14 protein-coding genes and 1 riboswitch are annotated in these 14,297 nt (G+C 72.1%); of the genes, 5 read left to right on the top strand and 9 right to left on the bottom strand.

The features are described from left to right. Positions 1–27: 27 nt before the first annotated feature. Positions 28–951, top strand: a complete 924-nt coding sequence (gene murQ, locus ABD350_RS25750) for an N-acetylmuramic acid 6-phosphate etherase (protein WP_344350738.1) — start codon at positions 28–30, stop codon at positions 949–951. 115 nt (positions 952–1,066) lie between these two features. Here the strand turns inward: murQ and ABD350_RS25745 are convergent, their stop codons facing one another. Then, on the bottom strand, positions 1,067–1,735 hold the full coding sequence (locus ABD350_RS25745; RefSeq protein ID WP_344350737.1) for a class I SAM-dependent methyltransferase: 669 nt from the start codon (positions 1,733–1,735) through the stop codon (positions 1,067–1,069). A gap of 74 nt (positions 1,736–1,809) precedes the next feature. Here ABD350_RS25745 and ABD350_RS25740 point away from each other — a divergent pair, with 74 nt between their 5' ends. After that, positions 1,810–2,382, top strand: a complete 573-nt coding sequence (locus ABD350_RS25740; protein WP_344350736.1) for a hypothetical protein — start codon at positions 1,810–1,812, stop codon at positions 2,380–2,382. A gap of 7 nt (positions 2,383–2,389) precedes the next feature. Here the strand turns inward: ABD350_RS25740 and ABD350_RS25735 are convergent, their stop codons facing one another. The 5 genes from ABD350_RS25735 to thrC form a co-directional block, all read right to left on the bottom strand. Further along, positions 2,390–3,517 (bottom strand): NADH:flavin oxidoreductase, encoded by a 1,128-nt coding sequence (locus ABD350_RS25735; RefSeq protein ID WP_344350734.1) that lies wholly within the window; start codon positions 3,515–3,517, stop codon positions 2,390–2,392. 356 nt (positions 3,518–3,873) lie between these two features. Continuing rightward, positions 3,874–5,496 (bottom strand): chaperonin GroEL, encoded by a 1,623-nt coding sequence (groL, locus tag ABD350_RS25730; protein ID WP_030779546.1) that lies wholly within the window; start codon positions 5,494–5,496, stop codon positions 3,874–3,876. A 334-nt stretch (positions 5,497–5,830) separates the two neighbouring features. Then, positions 5,831–6,034 (bottom strand): cold-shock protein, encoded by a 204-nt coding sequence (locus tag ABD350_RS25725; RefSeq protein ID WP_004986573.1) that lies wholly within the window; start codon positions 6,032–6,034, stop codon positions 5,831–5,833. Between the two features lie 433 nt (positions 6,035–6,467). After that, a complete protein-coding gene (locus ABD350_RS25720; protein ID WP_344350731.1) occupies positions 6,468–6,743 on the bottom strand; it encodes a MoaD/ThiS family protein in 276 nt (91 codons plus the stop codon). After that, complete coding sequence (gene thrC / locus ABD350_RS25715; protein WP_344350729.1) at positions 6,740–8,023, bottom strand: threonine synthase; 1,284 nt, start codon at positions 8,021–8,023, stop codon at positions 6,740–6,742. Before thrC ends, ABD350_RS25720 begins: the two co-directional genes overlap by 4 nt. Before the next feature lie 18 nt (positions 8,024–8,041). Further along, positions 8,042–8,187, bottom strand: a riboswitch (SAM riboswitch). A 157-nt stretch (positions 8,188–8,344) separates the two neighbouring features. Between thrC and ABD350_RS25710 the strand changes: the two genes are divergently transcribed. Continuing rightward, positions 8,345–9,289, top strand: coding sequence for a glucosyl-3-phosphoglycerate synthase (locus ABD350_RS25710; RefSeq protein WP_344350728.1), 945 nt, complete (start codon positions 8,345–8,347; stop codon positions 9,287–9,289). Positions 9,290–9,364: 75 nt separating this feature from the next. Beyond that, positions 9,365–10,804: an alpha,alpha-trehalose-phosphate synthase (UDP-forming) gene (locus tag ABD350_RS25705; protein WP_344350727.1), complete on the top strand. Its 1,440-nt coding sequence runs from the start codon at positions 9,365–9,367 to the stop codon at positions 10,802–10,804. On the opposite strand, the gene otsB is transcribed toward ABD350_RS25705, so the two are convergent. From otsB to ABD350_RS25690, 3 genes are read right to left on the bottom strand one after another with little or no spacing between them, the layout of a single operon-like run. Next, positions 10,792–11,625 carry a trehalose-phosphatase gene (otsB, locus tag ABD350_RS25700; RefSeq protein WP_344350726.1) on the bottom strand — a complete coding sequence of 278 codons (834 nt, stop codon included), beginning with the start codon at positions 11,623–11,625 and terminating at the stop codon, positions 10,792–10,794. The two genes, ABD350_RS25705 and otsB, sit on opposite strands and share 13 nt — an antisense overlap. 51 nt (positions 11,626–11,676) lie before the next feature. Then, a complete protein-coding gene (locus ABD350_RS25695; protein ID WP_344350724.1) occupies positions 11,677–11,901 on the bottom strand; it encodes a DUF3263 domain-containing protein in 225 nt (74 codons plus the stop codon). A gap of 34 nt (positions 11,902–11,935) precedes the next feature. Then, entirely contained in the window at positions 11,936–13,258 is a 1,323-nt protein-coding gene (locus tag ABD350_RS25690; protein WP_465270409.1) for an ABC transporter substrate-binding protein, read from the bottom strand. A gap of 63 nt (positions 13,259–13,321) precedes the next feature. Here ABD350_RS25690 and ABD350_RS25685 point away from each other — a divergent pair, with 63 nt between their 5' ends. Continuing rightward, a complete protein-coding gene (locus ABD350_RS25685; RefSeq protein WP_344350967.1) occupies positions 13,322–14,266 on the top strand; it encodes an ROK family protein in 945 nt (314 codons plus the stop codon). Positions 14,267–14,297 lie beyond the last annotated feature (31 nt).

The following is a 14,297-nucleotide window of genomic DNA, read 5'->3' as shown; positions in this document are numbered from 1 at the left end:
CCCGTACCGGAGAGAGCCACCCCCCTTATGACCTCTCACGACCTGCGCAGTCAGCTGGCCTCCCTGACCACCGAGGCCTTCCGGCCCGAGCTGGCCGGCATCGATCGGCTGCCCACCCTGGAGATCGCCCGGCTGATGAACGGCGAGGACGCGGGCGTGCCCGGCGCCGTGGCCGGACAGTTGCCGCGGATCGCCGCCGCCGTCGACGCCGTGGCCGCACGCATGGCCCGCGGCGGCCGGCTCGTCTACGCCGGGGCCGGCACCGCCGGCCGGCTGGGCGTGCTGGACGCCTCCGAGTGCCCGCCCACCTTCAACACCGACCCGGACCAGGTCGTCGGCCTGATCGCGGGCGGCCCTCCGGCGATGGTCACCTCCGTGGAGGGCGCCGAGGACTCCGCGGAGCTGGCCCGCCGGGACCTGGACGCGCTGAAGATCACCCCGGACGACAGCGTGGTGGGCGTCTCCGCCTCCGGCCGCACCCCCTACGCCGTCGGCGCCGTCGAGCACGCCCGGGAACTCGGCGCGCTGACCGTCGGCCTGGCCTGCAACGAGCACAGCGCGCTGGGTGCCGCCGCCGAGCACCGCATCGAGGTGGTCGTCGGTCCGGAGCTGATCACCGGCTCCACCCGGCTGAAGGCGGGCACGGCCCAGAAGCTGGTGCTGAACATGCTGTCGACGATCACGATGATCCGGCTGGGCAAGACGTACGGGAACCTGATGGTCGACGTGCGGGCCTCCAACGCCAAGCTCCGGGCCCGCTCGCACCGGATCGTCGCCCTGGCCACGGGCGCGGGTGACACCGAGATCGACCAGGCCCTCACGGAGACCGGCGGCGAGGTGAAGCACGCGATCCTGACCCTGCTCGCCGGCGTCGACGGTCCCACGGCGGCCCGGCTGCTGGAGGAATCCGGCGGCCACCTGCGCGCCGCCCTGGCCCACGCGTCCGGCTGACACGCGCCCGGGCCGCGACACGGGCGCGTCACCACACCGGCACCACACCTGCGGCGACACCCCGGCCGCCGCGGCGCCCGCCCCTGCGCACCGCACGCCTCTGCGCACCGCACGCCTAGGGCGCGGGTGCCCGCCACACCAGCGTGTAGCGCCAGAACAGCCGGCGGCGCAGCCGGGCGCCGGGCAGGACGCGGCGGGCCGTGCGGGAGACCTCGGCGTAGGTCTCCCGCGGCTCCAGGGTGGGAGCCGTCATGGACAGGGGCCGTCGCGGGGCCGGCCGGCCGCGGTTCTTCGCCCAGCCCGTCAGCGCGTTGAGCGGTACGGCCACCAGCCCGAGCGCGTGGTCCAGGGGGTCCGACGCCCGCGCGCAGCCGACGACGGCCAGCACCCCGCCGGGCGCGAGCCGGTCCCGGAGCCGGGTGAGGGTCTCGGCGAGGGGGAGGTGATGGAGCGCGGCGACGCAGGTGATCACGTCGTAGGGCCCGTCGGGGAGTCGCCGGGAGGCGTCGGCGACGTGGTAGGTGACGGGCGCGGTGCCGGGCGTGGACTGCCGGGCCCGGTCCAGGATGTCGGGGTCGGAGTCGACGGCGTGCACCTCCCGGGCGCGCCGGGCGAGCAGCCGCGCCAGTTCCCCGCTGCCGCAGCCCACGTCCAGCGCGGCCTGGAACCGGCGGGGCAACTGCCGTAGCAGCCAGGGGTGGTAGTGGGCGTTGTGGTCCCAGGGGTGGGCGGCGTTGAAGCGGTGGAGGGCCTCCGGCAGGCGGCCCGCGCGGCGCGTCGTCATGAAGCCCACTCCACCACGGTCCGCTCCCCGGCGCGGGCCAGGGCACCATGGAGGGGAGGAGGCGACCGACCGATATGAACCACGCCCAGCTCACCGCCCTCGGACGGGCTCTCAGGCTGCTCGGGGAGCACGGCGAGGCCCTGACCGCCGACACGCCGGACGCCCGGCTGCACGAGATCAAGGACGACCTGCGGCGCGCCCTGGACCTGCTGGAGGACAGCGTCACCGCGGGGGCGCCCGCCACCCGGTGCCCCGAGCATCCGCAGGGTCCCGTGGACGAGAGCGCCCCCGACCTGTGCCTGCTGTGCGAGACCCGGCGCCGGGCCGCGCGCCGCTCGGAGTACCAGGGCGCCCGGCCGCGCCCGGCGGAGCCCGTTCCCACCGCGCCCTCCCGGTACGGCGTGCGCGGGGACCGCCCACAGCCCCAGCAGCGGTGGCTGCCGGAGCTGTGGAACGGGCAGGAGTGGCAGCTGTGCGGCACGCCCCGCCGGGACCGGCACGAGGCGGAGGTCTATCTCGCGGCCCAGCGGCGCGGCTCCCGGCCCGCCATGGCGTACCGGCTCGTCCACGAGTTCACCGACTACGAGGTGCTGCGGGTGTGGGGGACGCCGATGCGGGTCGACATCGAACCGCTGGGCAACCTGTAGCGGCGGTTCAGCTCAGGGTGGCGAGGGCCGACGCGTCGTAGGGCTTCAGCTCGTCGAAGCGGTCGGTGAGGACCTTGGCCGCCCACTCGGGGTCCTGGAGCAGCGCGCGGCCGACGGCCACCAGGTCGAACTCGTCGGCCTCCAGGCGGTCCAGGAGGTTGTCGATGCCCTTGACCGAGGAGCTCTCGCCCTGGAAGGCGTTGATGAAGTCGCCGTCGAGGCCGACCGAGCCGACCGTGATGACCTGCTTGCCGGTGAGCTTCTTGGTCCAGCCGGCCAGGTTCAGGTCGGAGCCGTCGAACTCGGGCTGCCAGTAGCGGCGGGTGGAGGCGTGGAAGACGTCGACACCGGCCTCGGCGAGCGGGGTGAGGACGGCCTCCAGCTCGCCGGGGGTCTCGGCGAGACGGGCGGTGTAGTCCTGCTGCTTCCACTGCGAGTAGCGGAAGATCACCGGGAACTCCGGGGAGACCGCCTCGCGGACCGCGGCGACGACCTCCGCCGCGAACCGGGTGCGGGCCACCGCGTCGCCGCCGTAGGCGTCGGTGCGGCGGTTGGTGCCCGCCCACAGGAACTGGTCCAGCAGATAGCCGTGGGCGCCGTGGATCTCCACGCCGTCGAAGCCGATCCGCTCGGCGTCGGCCGCGGCCCGCGCGAAGGCGCCGACGACGTCGTCGATGTCCTTTCGCGTCATCGTCGCTCCGGTGGGCTCGGCGCCCGCGGTGACCAGGCCGGAGGGGCCGATGGCGGGGGCGTCCGGGTAGGGCCGCTGGCCCTGCTTGCGGACCATGCCGATGTGCCACAGCTGCGGGACGATGGCGCCGCCCGCCGCGTGCACCTCCTCGGCGACCTTGGCCCAGCCCGCCAGCTGCTCCTCGCCGTGGAACCGCGGGACGCGGCCGCTCTCGCCGGCCGACTCGTGGCCCACGTAGGTGCCCTCGGTGATGACGAGGCCGACGCCGGCGGCGGCACGGCGGGCGTAGTACGAGCGCACGTCCGCGCCGGGGATGCCGTCCGGGGAGAACTTCCGGGTCATCGGCGCCATCACGATCCGGTTCGGGACGGTGAGGCCGTTCAGCCGGACGGGGCGGGACAGGACGCGGGCCGCTCGGGAGGAGGCGGGCGCGGAGGTGGTCATGGGGGGCTCCTAGCAGTGCAGGGCGACCAGCTGGTATGTGCGGACGCATTGTTGCAGCACCTTAAGCAATGCCGGAACCCCGGTACCCCATTCCCGGACCGCGCCACCCGGCCGTGTGAACCCCGCCATAAGCCCCGCCCGCCGACAACCGGGTGAATTGCCCGCACTTTCCTCGGTGGACCGACCCACCCGCCTCGCCACGGCCGGCGAGAACGACCCCACCCCCCTGCGAGGACTCACCGTCGCGGCAGCAGCGCCCGGAGCTGAACGCCTGGCAACGCCCGAGGGCGGCACCCCCGGCCGGAAGCCAGGAGTGCCGCCCTCGGATCAGGACAGGCGATCAACCCTCGGGTCGATCAGAAGTCCATGTCACCGCCCGGCATGCCGCCGCCGGCCGGGGCCGCGGCCTTCTCCGGCTTGTCGGCGATGACGGCCTCGGTGGTGAGGAACAGCGCGGCGATCGACGCGGCGTTCTGCAGCGCGGAACGCGTCACCTTCGCCGGGTCGATGATGCCCTCGGCGACCAGGTCGACGTACTCGCCGGTCGCGGCGTTCAGGCCGTGGCCCGGGGTCAGGTTGCGCACCTTCTCCACCACGACACCGCCCTCAAGGCCGGCGTTCACGGCGATCTGCTTCAGCGGGGCCTCCAGGGCGATGCGCACGGCGTTGGCGCCGGTCGCCTCGTCACCCTCCAGCTCCAGCTTCTCGAAGACCTGGGAGGCCTGCAGCAGGGCCACGCCACCACCGGCGACGATGCCCTCCTCGACGGCGGCCTTCGCGTTGCGGACGGCGTCCTCGATGCGGTGCTTGCGCTCCTTGAGCTCCACCTCGGTGGCGGCACCGGCCTTGATGACGGCCACGCCGCCCGCGAGCTTGGCCAGGCGCTCCTGGAGCTTCTCGCGGTCGTAGTCGGAGTCGCTGTTCTCGATCTCGGCGCGGATCTGGTTGACCCGGCCGTTGACCTGCTCGGAGGAGCCGGCACCGTCGACGATGGTGGTCTCGTCCTTGGTGATGACGACCTTGCGGGCGCGGCCCAGGAGGTCCAGGGTCGCGTTCTCCAGCTTGAGGCCGACCTCCTCGGAGATGACCTCGCCGCCCGTGAGGATGGCGATGTCGCCGAGCATGGCCTTGCGGCGGTCGCCGAAGCCCGGGGCCTTGACGGCGACGGACTTGAAGGTGCCGCGGATCTTGTTGACGACCAGGGTCGACAGGGCCTCGCCCTCGACGTCCTCGGCGATGATCAGCAGCGGCTTGCCCGACTGCATGACCTTCTCCAGCAGCGGGAGCAGGTCCTTCACCGCGGAGATCTTGGAGTTGGCGATGAGGATGTACGGGTCCTCGAGAACCGCCTCCATGCGCTCCATGTCGGTCGCGAAGTAGGCGGAGATGTAGCCCTTGTCGAAGCGCATACCCTCGGTGAGCTCCAGCTCGAGACCGAAGGTGTTGGACTCCTCGACGGTGATGACGCCTTCCTTGCCGACCTTGTCCATGGCCTCGGCGATCAGCTCGCCGATCTGGGTGTCGGCGGCGGAGATGGACGCGGTGGAGGCGATCTGCTCCTTGGTCTCGACGTCCTTCGCCTGCTCCAGCAGGGCGGCGGAGACGGCCTCGACGGCCTTCTCGATACCGCGCTTCAGAGCCATCGGGTTGGCGCCGGCGGCGACGTTGCGCAGGCCTTCCTTGACCAGGGCCTGGGCGAGCACGGTCGCGGTGGTCGTACCGTCACCGGCGACGTCGTCCGTCTTCTTGGCGACTTCCTTGACCAGCTCGGCGCCGATCTTTTCGTACGGGTCCTCCAGCTCGATCTCCTTGGCGATGGAGACACCATCGTTGGTGATCGTGGGCGCGCCCCACTTCTTCTCGAGGACGACGTTGCGGCCCTTGGGGCCGAGCGTCACCTTCACGGCGTCCGCGAGCTGGTTCATGCCGCGCTCGAGGCCGCGCCGCGCCTCCTCGTCGAACGCGATGATCTTGGCCATGTGAAGTGGTCCCTCCAGGACTGGGGGTGATTCCTTCGGACCGCGCCCGCGCCCGCGACGGACGGCTCGCCGGCCTCGTGGTTCCTTGCCCCACCCGGCCTGCGGGCCTCACCGACCCGGTCCTTCACTGTCACTCTCACCTTCAGAGTGCTAACGCAATGATTAGCACTCGGCATGGTCGAGTGCAAGCGCCCGGCCGGGTGGGGAGTGGCCGTCAGCCGCCCGCGAACGCGGGAACCGGAACACGGCGAGGGGCCCGGCACGGCGCACGGAGAGGCGCACGGAGAAGGGCCCGCACCCTCTGCGAGGTGCGGGCCCTTCACACGAAAAACATTCAGGCGGTGACGCGAACCATGTCGGCCTGCGGACCCTTCTGGCCCTGCGAGATCTCGAACTCGACCCGCTGGCCCTCTTCCAGGGTGCGGTAGCCGTCCATCTGAATCGCGCTGTAGTGGACGAAGACGTCCGCACCACCGTCGACCGCGATGAAGCCGTACCCCTTCTCCGCGTTGAACCACTTGACGGTGCCCTGAGCCATGCCTAACTCCCCTATTACTGGCCCTTGCACAGATCCACACTTCGCGGACCCGGGTCAGACCTCACCCCCCAACTGGTCGGGGGCGTGCGCCGGAACGCGTCGACCGCGGCCGAATGTATCTGTCCAACTGCCGTCTGCAACAGGTCAATCGGACGAGAATTCTGGACGTCAGGGGTCCGGAATATGGCGAGAATTCACCCGACTCCAGGGCAAGTCGGGCCCCATAAAAGCCACAAAAGCCGCGCAGAACCCGCACAACTTGGCTACTTCTTAACGGGGCGCGCGGCATGATTCCAGGGCTCGCGACCACCCGGCCGCGACCGTGTTCCCCAACTCTACCGCGTTCAATCACGCAGAATTGCCCCCTCCGTTTCTCTCACGGAGGGGGCAATCGAGTGGACGGTCAGTGACCGGCCCGGCCGTCGGTAAGGGGTCAGCCGCCGGCGACCGCGGGGATGATCGAGATCCCGGCGCCGTCGGGGGTCGCCGTGTCCAGGCCCTGCTCGAAGCGCACGTCGTCGTCGTTGACGTACACGTTGACGAACCGGCGCAGCTTGCCCTGGTCGTCCAGCACACGGGCGGCGATCCCGGTGTGGTTCTTCTCCAGGTCCGCGATGACCTCGCCGAGCGTGCCGCCCTCGGCCGGGACCTCGGCCTTGCCGCCGGTGTAGGTGCGCAGGATGGTGGGGATGCGAACGGTCACGCTCATGCGAGGCCAGCCTCTCGGAAGGAGTCCAGGGTCGGGCGGATGGTGGCGGTCAGGCCGGTCCCGGCGACCGCGTCCAGGGTCTTCAGGCCGTCGCCGGTGTTGAGGACGACCGTGGTCTTGGCCGGGTCCAGCACGCCCTCCTTGAGCAGCTTGCGGGTCACGCCGACGGTCACCCCGCCCGCCGTCTCCGCGAAGATGCCCTCGGTGCGCGCCAGCAGCCGGATGGCGTCGACGATCTCCGGGTCCGTGACGTCCTCCACGGCACCGCCGGTGCGCCGGGCCACGTCCAGGACGTAGGGGCCGTCGGCCGGGTTGCCGATCGCCAGGGACTTGGCGATGGTGGCCGGCTTCTGCGGCCGTACGACGTCGTGGCCGGCCTTGAAGGCGGTGGAGACCGGGGAGCAGCCCTCGGCCTGGGCGCCGAAGATCTTGTACGGCCTGTCCTCGACGAGACCGAGCCTGATCAGCTCCTGGAGCCCCTTGTCGATCTTCGTCAGCTGGGAACCGGAGGCGATCGGGATGACGATCTGGTCGGGCAGCCGCCAGCCGAGCTGCTCGCAGATCTCGTACGCCAGCGTCTTGGAGCCCTCGGCGTAGTAGGGCCGCAGGTTGACGTTGACGAAGCCCCAGCCCTCGCCGGCCGGGTCGCCGATCAGCTCGGAGCAGAAGCGGTTCACGTCGTCGTAGTTGCCCTCGATGCCGACGAGTTCTCCGCCGTAGACCGCGGCCATGACGACCTTGCCCTGCTCCAGGTCGTGCGGGATGAACACGCAGGAGCGGAAGCCGGCCCGGGCGGCGGCGGCGCCGACGGCACCGGCGAGGTTGCCGGTGGAGGAGCAGGACAGGGTGGTGAAGCCGAAGGCGCGGGCGGCCTCCAGGGCCTGGGCGACGACCCGGTCCTTGAAGGAGTGGGTCGGGTTGCCGGAGTCGTCCTTGACGTACAGGCCGCCGGTCACGCCCAGTTCCCGGGCGAGGTTGTCGGCCTTGACGAGCTTGGTCCAGCCGGGGTTGAGATTGGGCTTTCCGGCGACGTCGGCCGGGACCGGCAGCAGCGGGGCGTAGCGCCAGATGCTGGCGGGACCGGCCTCGATGCGCCGGCGCAGTTCCTCGGTGTCGTAGGCGGAGAAGTCGTAGGCGATCTCCAGCGGGCCGAAGCACTCCTCGCAGGCGAAGACCGGTCCGAGGGGTACCCGGTGGCCGCACTCGCGACAGCTGAGGGCCGAGGCGGGACCGAGGTCCACGGTGGAGTCGCTGGGGGTGGCAACTGTCTGCACAGCCATGTGAGGCGAGGCCCTTTCTCCTCATCTTCCTCACGACGCATCTCGCCGTGAGACGGATTTGGCACCTTCCCTAGCCGGGAGCCTCGCTCGGAAGAAGACGAGAATCGGCTGGAGGGTTGCCGGGGCTTCATCGGGCCGTGTCCCTCTGCCCCTCTGGATGAGCTGTATGTGGTTGTCAACGCCGCTTGACCCCCCGACATGCGATGGTCATCGGCGTTGTTCAAGACTGTAACCGAAGGCCAGGACAGTTGAGATAGTCGTCCGAACCGCGAGATGCATCACACGGTGACGTGTGGTGGTGACAGTGAGGAGCCGCCGACCGTGCTGGAAGAAGTCGAGCGCTGGCTGAGCCGCCGCTCCTGGTCCGTGGCCGACCGACCGCCGCACCAGGTGCTGGCCGCCAAGCAGCGCACGGGCCAGACGATCAGCGTCGTACTGCCCGCCCTCAACGAGGAGGAGACGGTCGGCGAGATCGTCACCGCCATCCGCCGCGATCTCGTCGAGCGGCTCCCGCTCGTCGACGAGATCGTGGTCGTCGACTCCGGCTCCACCGACCGCACCTCCGAGGTCGCCGCGCGGGCCGGCGCCCGGGTCGTCCACCGCGACGAGATCCTGCCCCGCGTCCCGGCCGTCCCCGGCAAGGGCGAGGTGCTGTGGCGCTCGCTGCTGGTGACCGGCGGGGACATCGTCTGCTTCGTCGACGCGGATCTCAGGGAGTTCTCCTCCGACTTCGTCCTCGGCATCGTCGGGCCGCTGCTCACCGAGCCGGACGTGGACCTGGTCAAGGCGATGTACGACCGGCCGCTCGCCGGGTCGGCCGGTCAGGGCGGGCGGGTCACCGAGCTGATGGCCCGGCCGCTGCTGAACATGCACTGGCCGCAGCTGGCCGGTTTCGTGCAGCCACTGGGCGGCGAGTACGCGGCCCGCCGCTCGCTGCTGGAGCAGCTGCCGTTCCCGGTGGGCTACGGCGTGGAGCTGGGGATGCTGGTGGACGCGCTGCACCTGGTCGGCCTGGACGCGCTGGCCCAGGTCGACGTGGGGGTGCGCAAACACCGCCACCAGGACGGCCAGGCCCTCGGCCGGATGGCCGCCGCGATCTACCGCACGGCCCAGCTCCGGCTGGCCCGGGGCCATCTGGTGCGGCCCGCGCTGACCCAGTTCGAGCGGGGCGAGGACGGCTTCGAGCCGCGCACCTACTCGGTGGACACCGAGGAGCGCCCGCCCATGGTGGAGATCGCGGAGTACGCGGAGCGGAAGGTGGCGTGAACGGTCCGTATACGACCTGCTTTCGCAGGTGGATCGCACGTTTGAGGGTTTACGGGCCGGGCTAGGTTGAGGCGTATGGCTTCCACGCGCACTGCTGTCGGCAAAGCTCGGGTACTGGTCGCCTCGAACCGCGGCCCGGTCTCCTATCAGGTACGCGAGGACGGCTCGCTCGACGCCCGGCGGGGCGGCGGCGGGCTGGTCTCGGGACTGTCCGCCATCGGGCCGGACGCGGACTCGGTGTGGGTGTGCGCCGCGCTGGGCGACGGCGACCGGGCGGCCGTGCGGCGCGCCGACGGCGGGCTGCTGCCGGAGGAGGACACCGGCGGGCAGCGGGTGCGGATGCTCGACATCGACGCGTCCGTGCACGCCGAGGCGTACAACGGCATCGCCAACTCGGTGCTCTGGTTCGTCCACCACCTGCTGTACCAGACCCCGCTGGAACCGGTGTTCGACGCGGAGTTCCGCCGGCAGTGGGCCTCGTACCGGGCCTACAACCAGGCGTTCGCCGAGGCGCTGGCCGAGGAGGCGGGCGAGGGCGCGGCGGTGCTGATCCAGGACTACCACCTGGCGCTGGCCCCCCGGATGCTCCGCCGGCTCCGGCCCGACCTGCGCATCGGCCACTTCTCGCACACCCCGTGGGCCCCGCCGGACTACTTCCGGCTGCTGCCCGACGACATCGCGGCCGAGCTGCTCGGCGGCATCCTGGGCGCGGACCGGGCGGGGTTCCTCACCCGGCGCTGGGCGGACGCCTTCACCGCCTGCTGCCGGGAGGTGCTGGGGCCCGGCATCCCCTCCGGCACCCGGATCGGGGTGCACGGGCTGGGCGCGGACGCGGACTTCCTGCGCGAGCGGGCGCACCGGGAGGACGTGGCCGAGCGGATGGCGGCGCTGCGCGAGGAGATCGGCCAGGGCCGCCGGACGGTCGTCCGGGTGGACCGCACCGAGCTGTCGAAGAACATCGTGCGGGGCCTGCTGGCCTACGAGCAGCTGCTGACCGACCACCCGGAGTGGCGGGAGAGGGTCGTCCACGTGGCGTTCGCCTACCCCTCCCGCCAGGACCTCGCCGTGTACCGCGACTACACCGCCGAGGTGCGGCGGGTGGCGGACCGGATCAACGAGCGGTACGGCACCCCGGGCTGGACCCCGGTGGTGCTGCACGTGAAGGACGACTTCGCGCGCTCGCTCGCCGCCTACCGGATGGCCGACGTGGCGCTGGTGAACCCCATCCGGGACGGCATGAACCTGGTCGCCAAGGAGATCCCGGTGGTCTCGGACGAGGGCTGCGCGCTGGTGCTGTCCCGGGAGGCCGGGGCGCACGAGGAGCTGGGCGAGGACGCGTTCACGGTGAACCCGTACGACATCACGGGCACGGCGCGGGCGCTGCACGAGGCGCTGACCCTGCCGGCGGAGGAGCGGGCGGCCCGCTCCAAGCGGCTGGCCGCCGCCGCGACCGCGCTGCCGCCCGCCCGTTGGTTCCTGGACCAGCTTCAGGCCCTGACCGCTCAGCCGAGCTGAGCGGCCAGCGCCCGCAGCAGTCCCACGACCCCCTCCGGGCCGTCCACCACCAGGTCGGCCCGCCGGGCCAGTTCGGTGACCTCCGTGCTGCCGCTGCACACCAGCAGGCCGGGGACGCCGTCGGCGCGGAGTTCGTCGATCGCGGCGAAGGCGGGCAGGTCGCCGAGGTCGTCGCCGGCGTAGACGACACAGCCGGCGCCGACGGCCCGGGCGTGGTCGAGGAGGGCCACGCCCTTGTCCATGCCGGGCGGGCGCAGCTCCAGTACCAGGCGGCCGGGCTCGACGATCAGTCCGTGCCGGGCGGCGAGGTCGGCGAGGGGGGCGCGCAGGGATGCGAACGCGGCCTGCGGGTCGGCGGCCCGGCGGGTGTGCACCGCGAGCGCCCGGCCCTTCTCCTCGATCCAGGTGCCCTCGCCGGCGCCGGCCCGCTCCAGCAGGCGGGGCAGTTCCGCGCGGGCGGCGGCCACGCCGGGGTGCGGGGGCGGGGCGGTGACGGTGCCGGTGGCCGCGTCCCAGCGTTCGGCGCCGTAGTGGCCGAGGACGGTGAGGTGCTCCAGGCCGGGGACGCCGGTGAAGCCGCCGTAGCGGACGGCGACCTCGGGCGGGCGGCCGGTGATCACGGCGACGGAGGCGATCTTCGGGGCGAGCGCGGCCAGCGCGGGCACGGCGTCGGGGTGGGCGCGGGCCTGCTCGGGGTCGGCGACGATGGGGGCCAGGGTGCCGTCGAAGTCCAGGCCGATCAGCGCGGTGCGGGGCCGCGCGAGCAGCGCGGCGAGCCCGTCGCGGCCGGGCTGGGTCTGCGGGATGGGCAGAGGATCCATACCGCGACAGTATCCGCCGAGGCCGGGCTCACTCCTCAGCCGGAGCCGGGGTCAGCGCTCCGCCCGCCGGGCCTGTCTGATCCGGCGCAGGCGGTTGACCGTCACCGGGTCGTGGGCGAGGGCGCGCTCGTCGTCCAGGAGGGCGTTGAGGAGCTGGTAGTAGCGGACCGGGGACAGGTCCAGTTCCTCGCGGATGGCGCGTTCCTTCGCGCCGGGCCCGGGGAAGGCCCGGCGCTCCAGCGCGAGGATGGCTTGTTCGCGGCTGCCCAGTTCCATGCCGGCCACCGTAGCGGCCGGCGGGGCGGCGTGCTCAGCCGGCGGTGCTGCTGTCGGCCGCCGTGGCCGTGGACTGGAGCCGGGTCAGCACGCCGGAGGGGCTGCCGTTCGGGGCGACGGCCTGGCCGATGTTCTGCTTCACGGCCGCGCTGACCGCCGCCCAGGAGGTCTTGCCGACGGGGTACAGCTCGGTGCTGGGCAGCTCTTCCAGGAAGGGGCGCAGGGCCTTGTCGGTCGCCTGGGACGAGGCGCTCATGGCGTTGGAGGCGGAGCTGGTGACCGGCAGCAGCCCGTAGGTGCGGGAGAAGTCGAGGACGTTCTTGTCGGAGTAGACGAAGTCGAGGAAGTCGCCGACCTGGTCGCGGTGGCCGTTCTGCCTGAAGGCCATCATCCAGTCGGTGACGCCCATGGCGGCCCTGGCCTTGCCGGTGCGGCCCGGCATCGGCACGGTGCCGAACTTCACGCCCTTCGCGGTGGCCTGCTGGATCAGTGTGGGATGCCCGTTGAGCATGCCGACCCGGCCGTCGGCGAAGGCGGCGAAGGCGTCGGCGCGGTTGAGCTTGCCGGGGGCGACCGGGCCGGTGAGCCCCTTGCCGACCAGTTCGTCCTTGAGCCAGGTGAAGGTGGAGATGTTGGTGGCGGAGTCGATCGTGTAGGTGCCGATGTCGTCGGTGTAGCCGTTGCCGCCGGTGAGCAGCCACTGCATGGTCTCGGCCTGCGCCTCCTCCGGGCCGAGCGGCAGCGCGAAGGGGTACTTCACGCCCTTGTCCTTGAGCGCCTGCGCGTCGGCGGCCAGTTCGGCCCAGGTGGTGGGCGGGGTGATGCCGGCCTGGGTGAACAGGGTCTTGTTGTAGAAGAGCACCCGTGTGGAGGCGGCGAACGGGATGCCGTACTGCGTGAACTTCCACTGGCCGGCGTCGGAGAGCTGGGAGAGGAAGTTGGCCTGGGTGCGGATGGAGAGCAGTTCCGAGGCCGGGTAGAGCTTGCCGGCGGCGGCGTAGTCGGCGTAGGCGCCGATCTGGGCCAGGTCGGGGGCGTTCCCGGCGTCGACCATCTCCTTGACCTTGCGGTCGACGTCGTTCCAGGAGTAGACGCTGACCTCGACCTTCACGTCCGGGTGCGTGGACTCGTAGTCCTTGGCCAGGTCGTCCCAGTACTTCTTGGAGCTGTGTGCCGCCGAGTCTCCGTAGTCGGCGGCGACCAGTCTGAGCGTGACGTCGGAGGACCCCGTGGCCCCGCAGCCGCCGAGGACCGCCGTCATGCCCAGTGCGGACACCACCGCGATCGTTCCTGCCGTACCCCGACGCACCCTCAAAGCCCCAACCCTGCCGTCTGACCGTTCAACATATGGACACATAAGGTCTACACCACGTGAGTGGACTAGACCTCTCGCGGGTGGGAGGGTCACACTAGCCCCGTGGTGAGACATGTCATCGCCCTGGACGTGGGCGGTACCGGGATGAAGGCCGCCCTCGTCGGCGCCGACGGCACGCTGCTGCACCGCGCCCGCCGCTCCACCGGCCGCGAACACGGCCCCGAGGCGGTCGTGGCGGGCATCCTCGACTTCGCCACCGAACTGCGCGCCCACGGCGCCGAGCGGTACGGCGAACCCGCCGGCGCGGCCGGCATCGCCGTCCCCGGCATCGTCGACGAGACGGACGGCACCGCCGTCTACTCCGCCAACCTCGGCTGGCGGGACGTCCCCCTGCGCGCGCTCCTCGCCGACCGGCTCGGGATGCCGGTCGCCCTCGGCCACGACGTGCGCACCGGCGGCCTCGCCGAGGGCCGGGTCGGCGCGGGCCGGGGCACCGACCGGTTCCTGTTCCTGGCGCTGGGCACCGGGATCGCCGGCGCGATCGGCATCGGCGGGCGGGTGGAGGCGGGCGCGCACGGCTTCGCGGGCGAGATCGGCCACATCGTCGTACGGCCCGGCGGCACCGACTGCCCCTGCGGGCAGCGCGGCTGTCTGGAGCGGTACGCCTCCGCCGCAGCCGTCGGCGCGGCCTGGGCGGCGGCCTGCGGCGACCCGGACGCGGACGCGGCGGACTGCGCGCGGGCCGTCGCGTCCGGTGACCCGAACGCCGTCCGGGTCTGGCAAGAGGCGGTGGACGCGCTCGCCGACGGTCTGCTCACCGCCGTCACCCTGCTGGACCCGTGCACGCTGATCATCGGTGGCGGGCTGGCCGAGGCGGGGGAAGTGTTGTTCCGACCGCTGGACGACGCCGTCCGGCGCCGGATCACCTTCCAGAAGGCGCCCGCCCTCGTCCCCGCCGCCCTCGGCGACAGCGCCGGCTGCCTGGGCGCGGGGCTGCTGGCCCGCGATCTGCTGACGACCACTCCTACGACTCCGGAGGTAAGCACCTGATGGCAACCGAGCGGGAAACTCCGGACCCGGA

This window comes from Streptomyces nogalater (assembly GCF_039532885.1).
Classification (GTDB): domain Bacteria; phylum Actinomycetota; class Actinomycetes; order Streptomycetales; family Streptomycetaceae; genus Streptomyces; species Streptomyces nogalater.
This window is presented reverse-complemented; position numbering and strand designations above follow the sequence as displayed.

Coding starts and splice junctions, on each gene's coding strand:
- murQ (WP_344350738.1), top strand. CDS start 28: ATGACCTCTCACGACCTGCGCAGTCAGCTGGCCTCCCTGACCACCGAG.
- ABD350_RS25745 (WP_344350737.1), bottom strand. CDS start 1,735: ATGACGACGCGCCGCGCGGGCCGCCTGCCGGAGGCCCTCCACCGCTTC.
- ABD350_RS25740 (WP_344350736.1), top strand. CDS start 1,810: ATGAACCACGCCCAGCTCACCGCCCTCGGACGGGCTCTCAGGCTGCTC.
- ABD350_RS25735 (WP_344350734.1), bottom strand. CDS start 3,517: ATGACCACCTCCGCGCCCGCCTCCTCCCGAGCGGCCCGCGTCCTGTCC.
- groL (WP_030779546.1), bottom strand. CDS start 5,496: ATGGCCAAGATCATCGCGTTCGACGAGGAGGCGCGGCGCGGCCTCGAG.
- ABD350_RS25725 (WP_004986573.1), bottom strand. CDS start 6,034: ATGGCTCAGGGCACCGTCAAGTGGTTCAACGCGGAGAAGGGGTACGGC.
- ABD350_RS25720 (WP_344350731.1), bottom strand. CDS start 6,743: ATGAGCGTGACCGTTCGCATCCCCACCATCCTGCGCACCTACACCGGC.
- thrC (WP_344350729.1), bottom strand. CDS start 8,023: ATGGCTGTGCAGACAGTTGCCACCCCCAGCGACTCCACCGTGGACCTC.
- ABD350_RS25705 (WP_344350727.1), top strand. CDS start 9,365: ATGGCTTCCACGCGCACTGCTGTCGGCAAAGCTCGGGTACTGGTCGCC.
- otsB (WP_344350726.1), bottom strand. CDS start 11,625: ATGGATCCTCTGCCCATCCCGCAGACCCAGCCCGGCCGCGACGGGCTC.
- ABD350_RS25695 (WP_344350724.1), bottom strand. CDS start 11,901: ATGGAACTGGGCAGCCGCGAACAAGCCATCCTCGCGCTGGAGCGCCGG.
- ABD350_RS25690 (WP_465270409.1), bottom strand. CDS start 13,258: ATGTGTCCATATGTTGAACGGTCAGACGGCAGGGTTGGGGCTTTGAGG.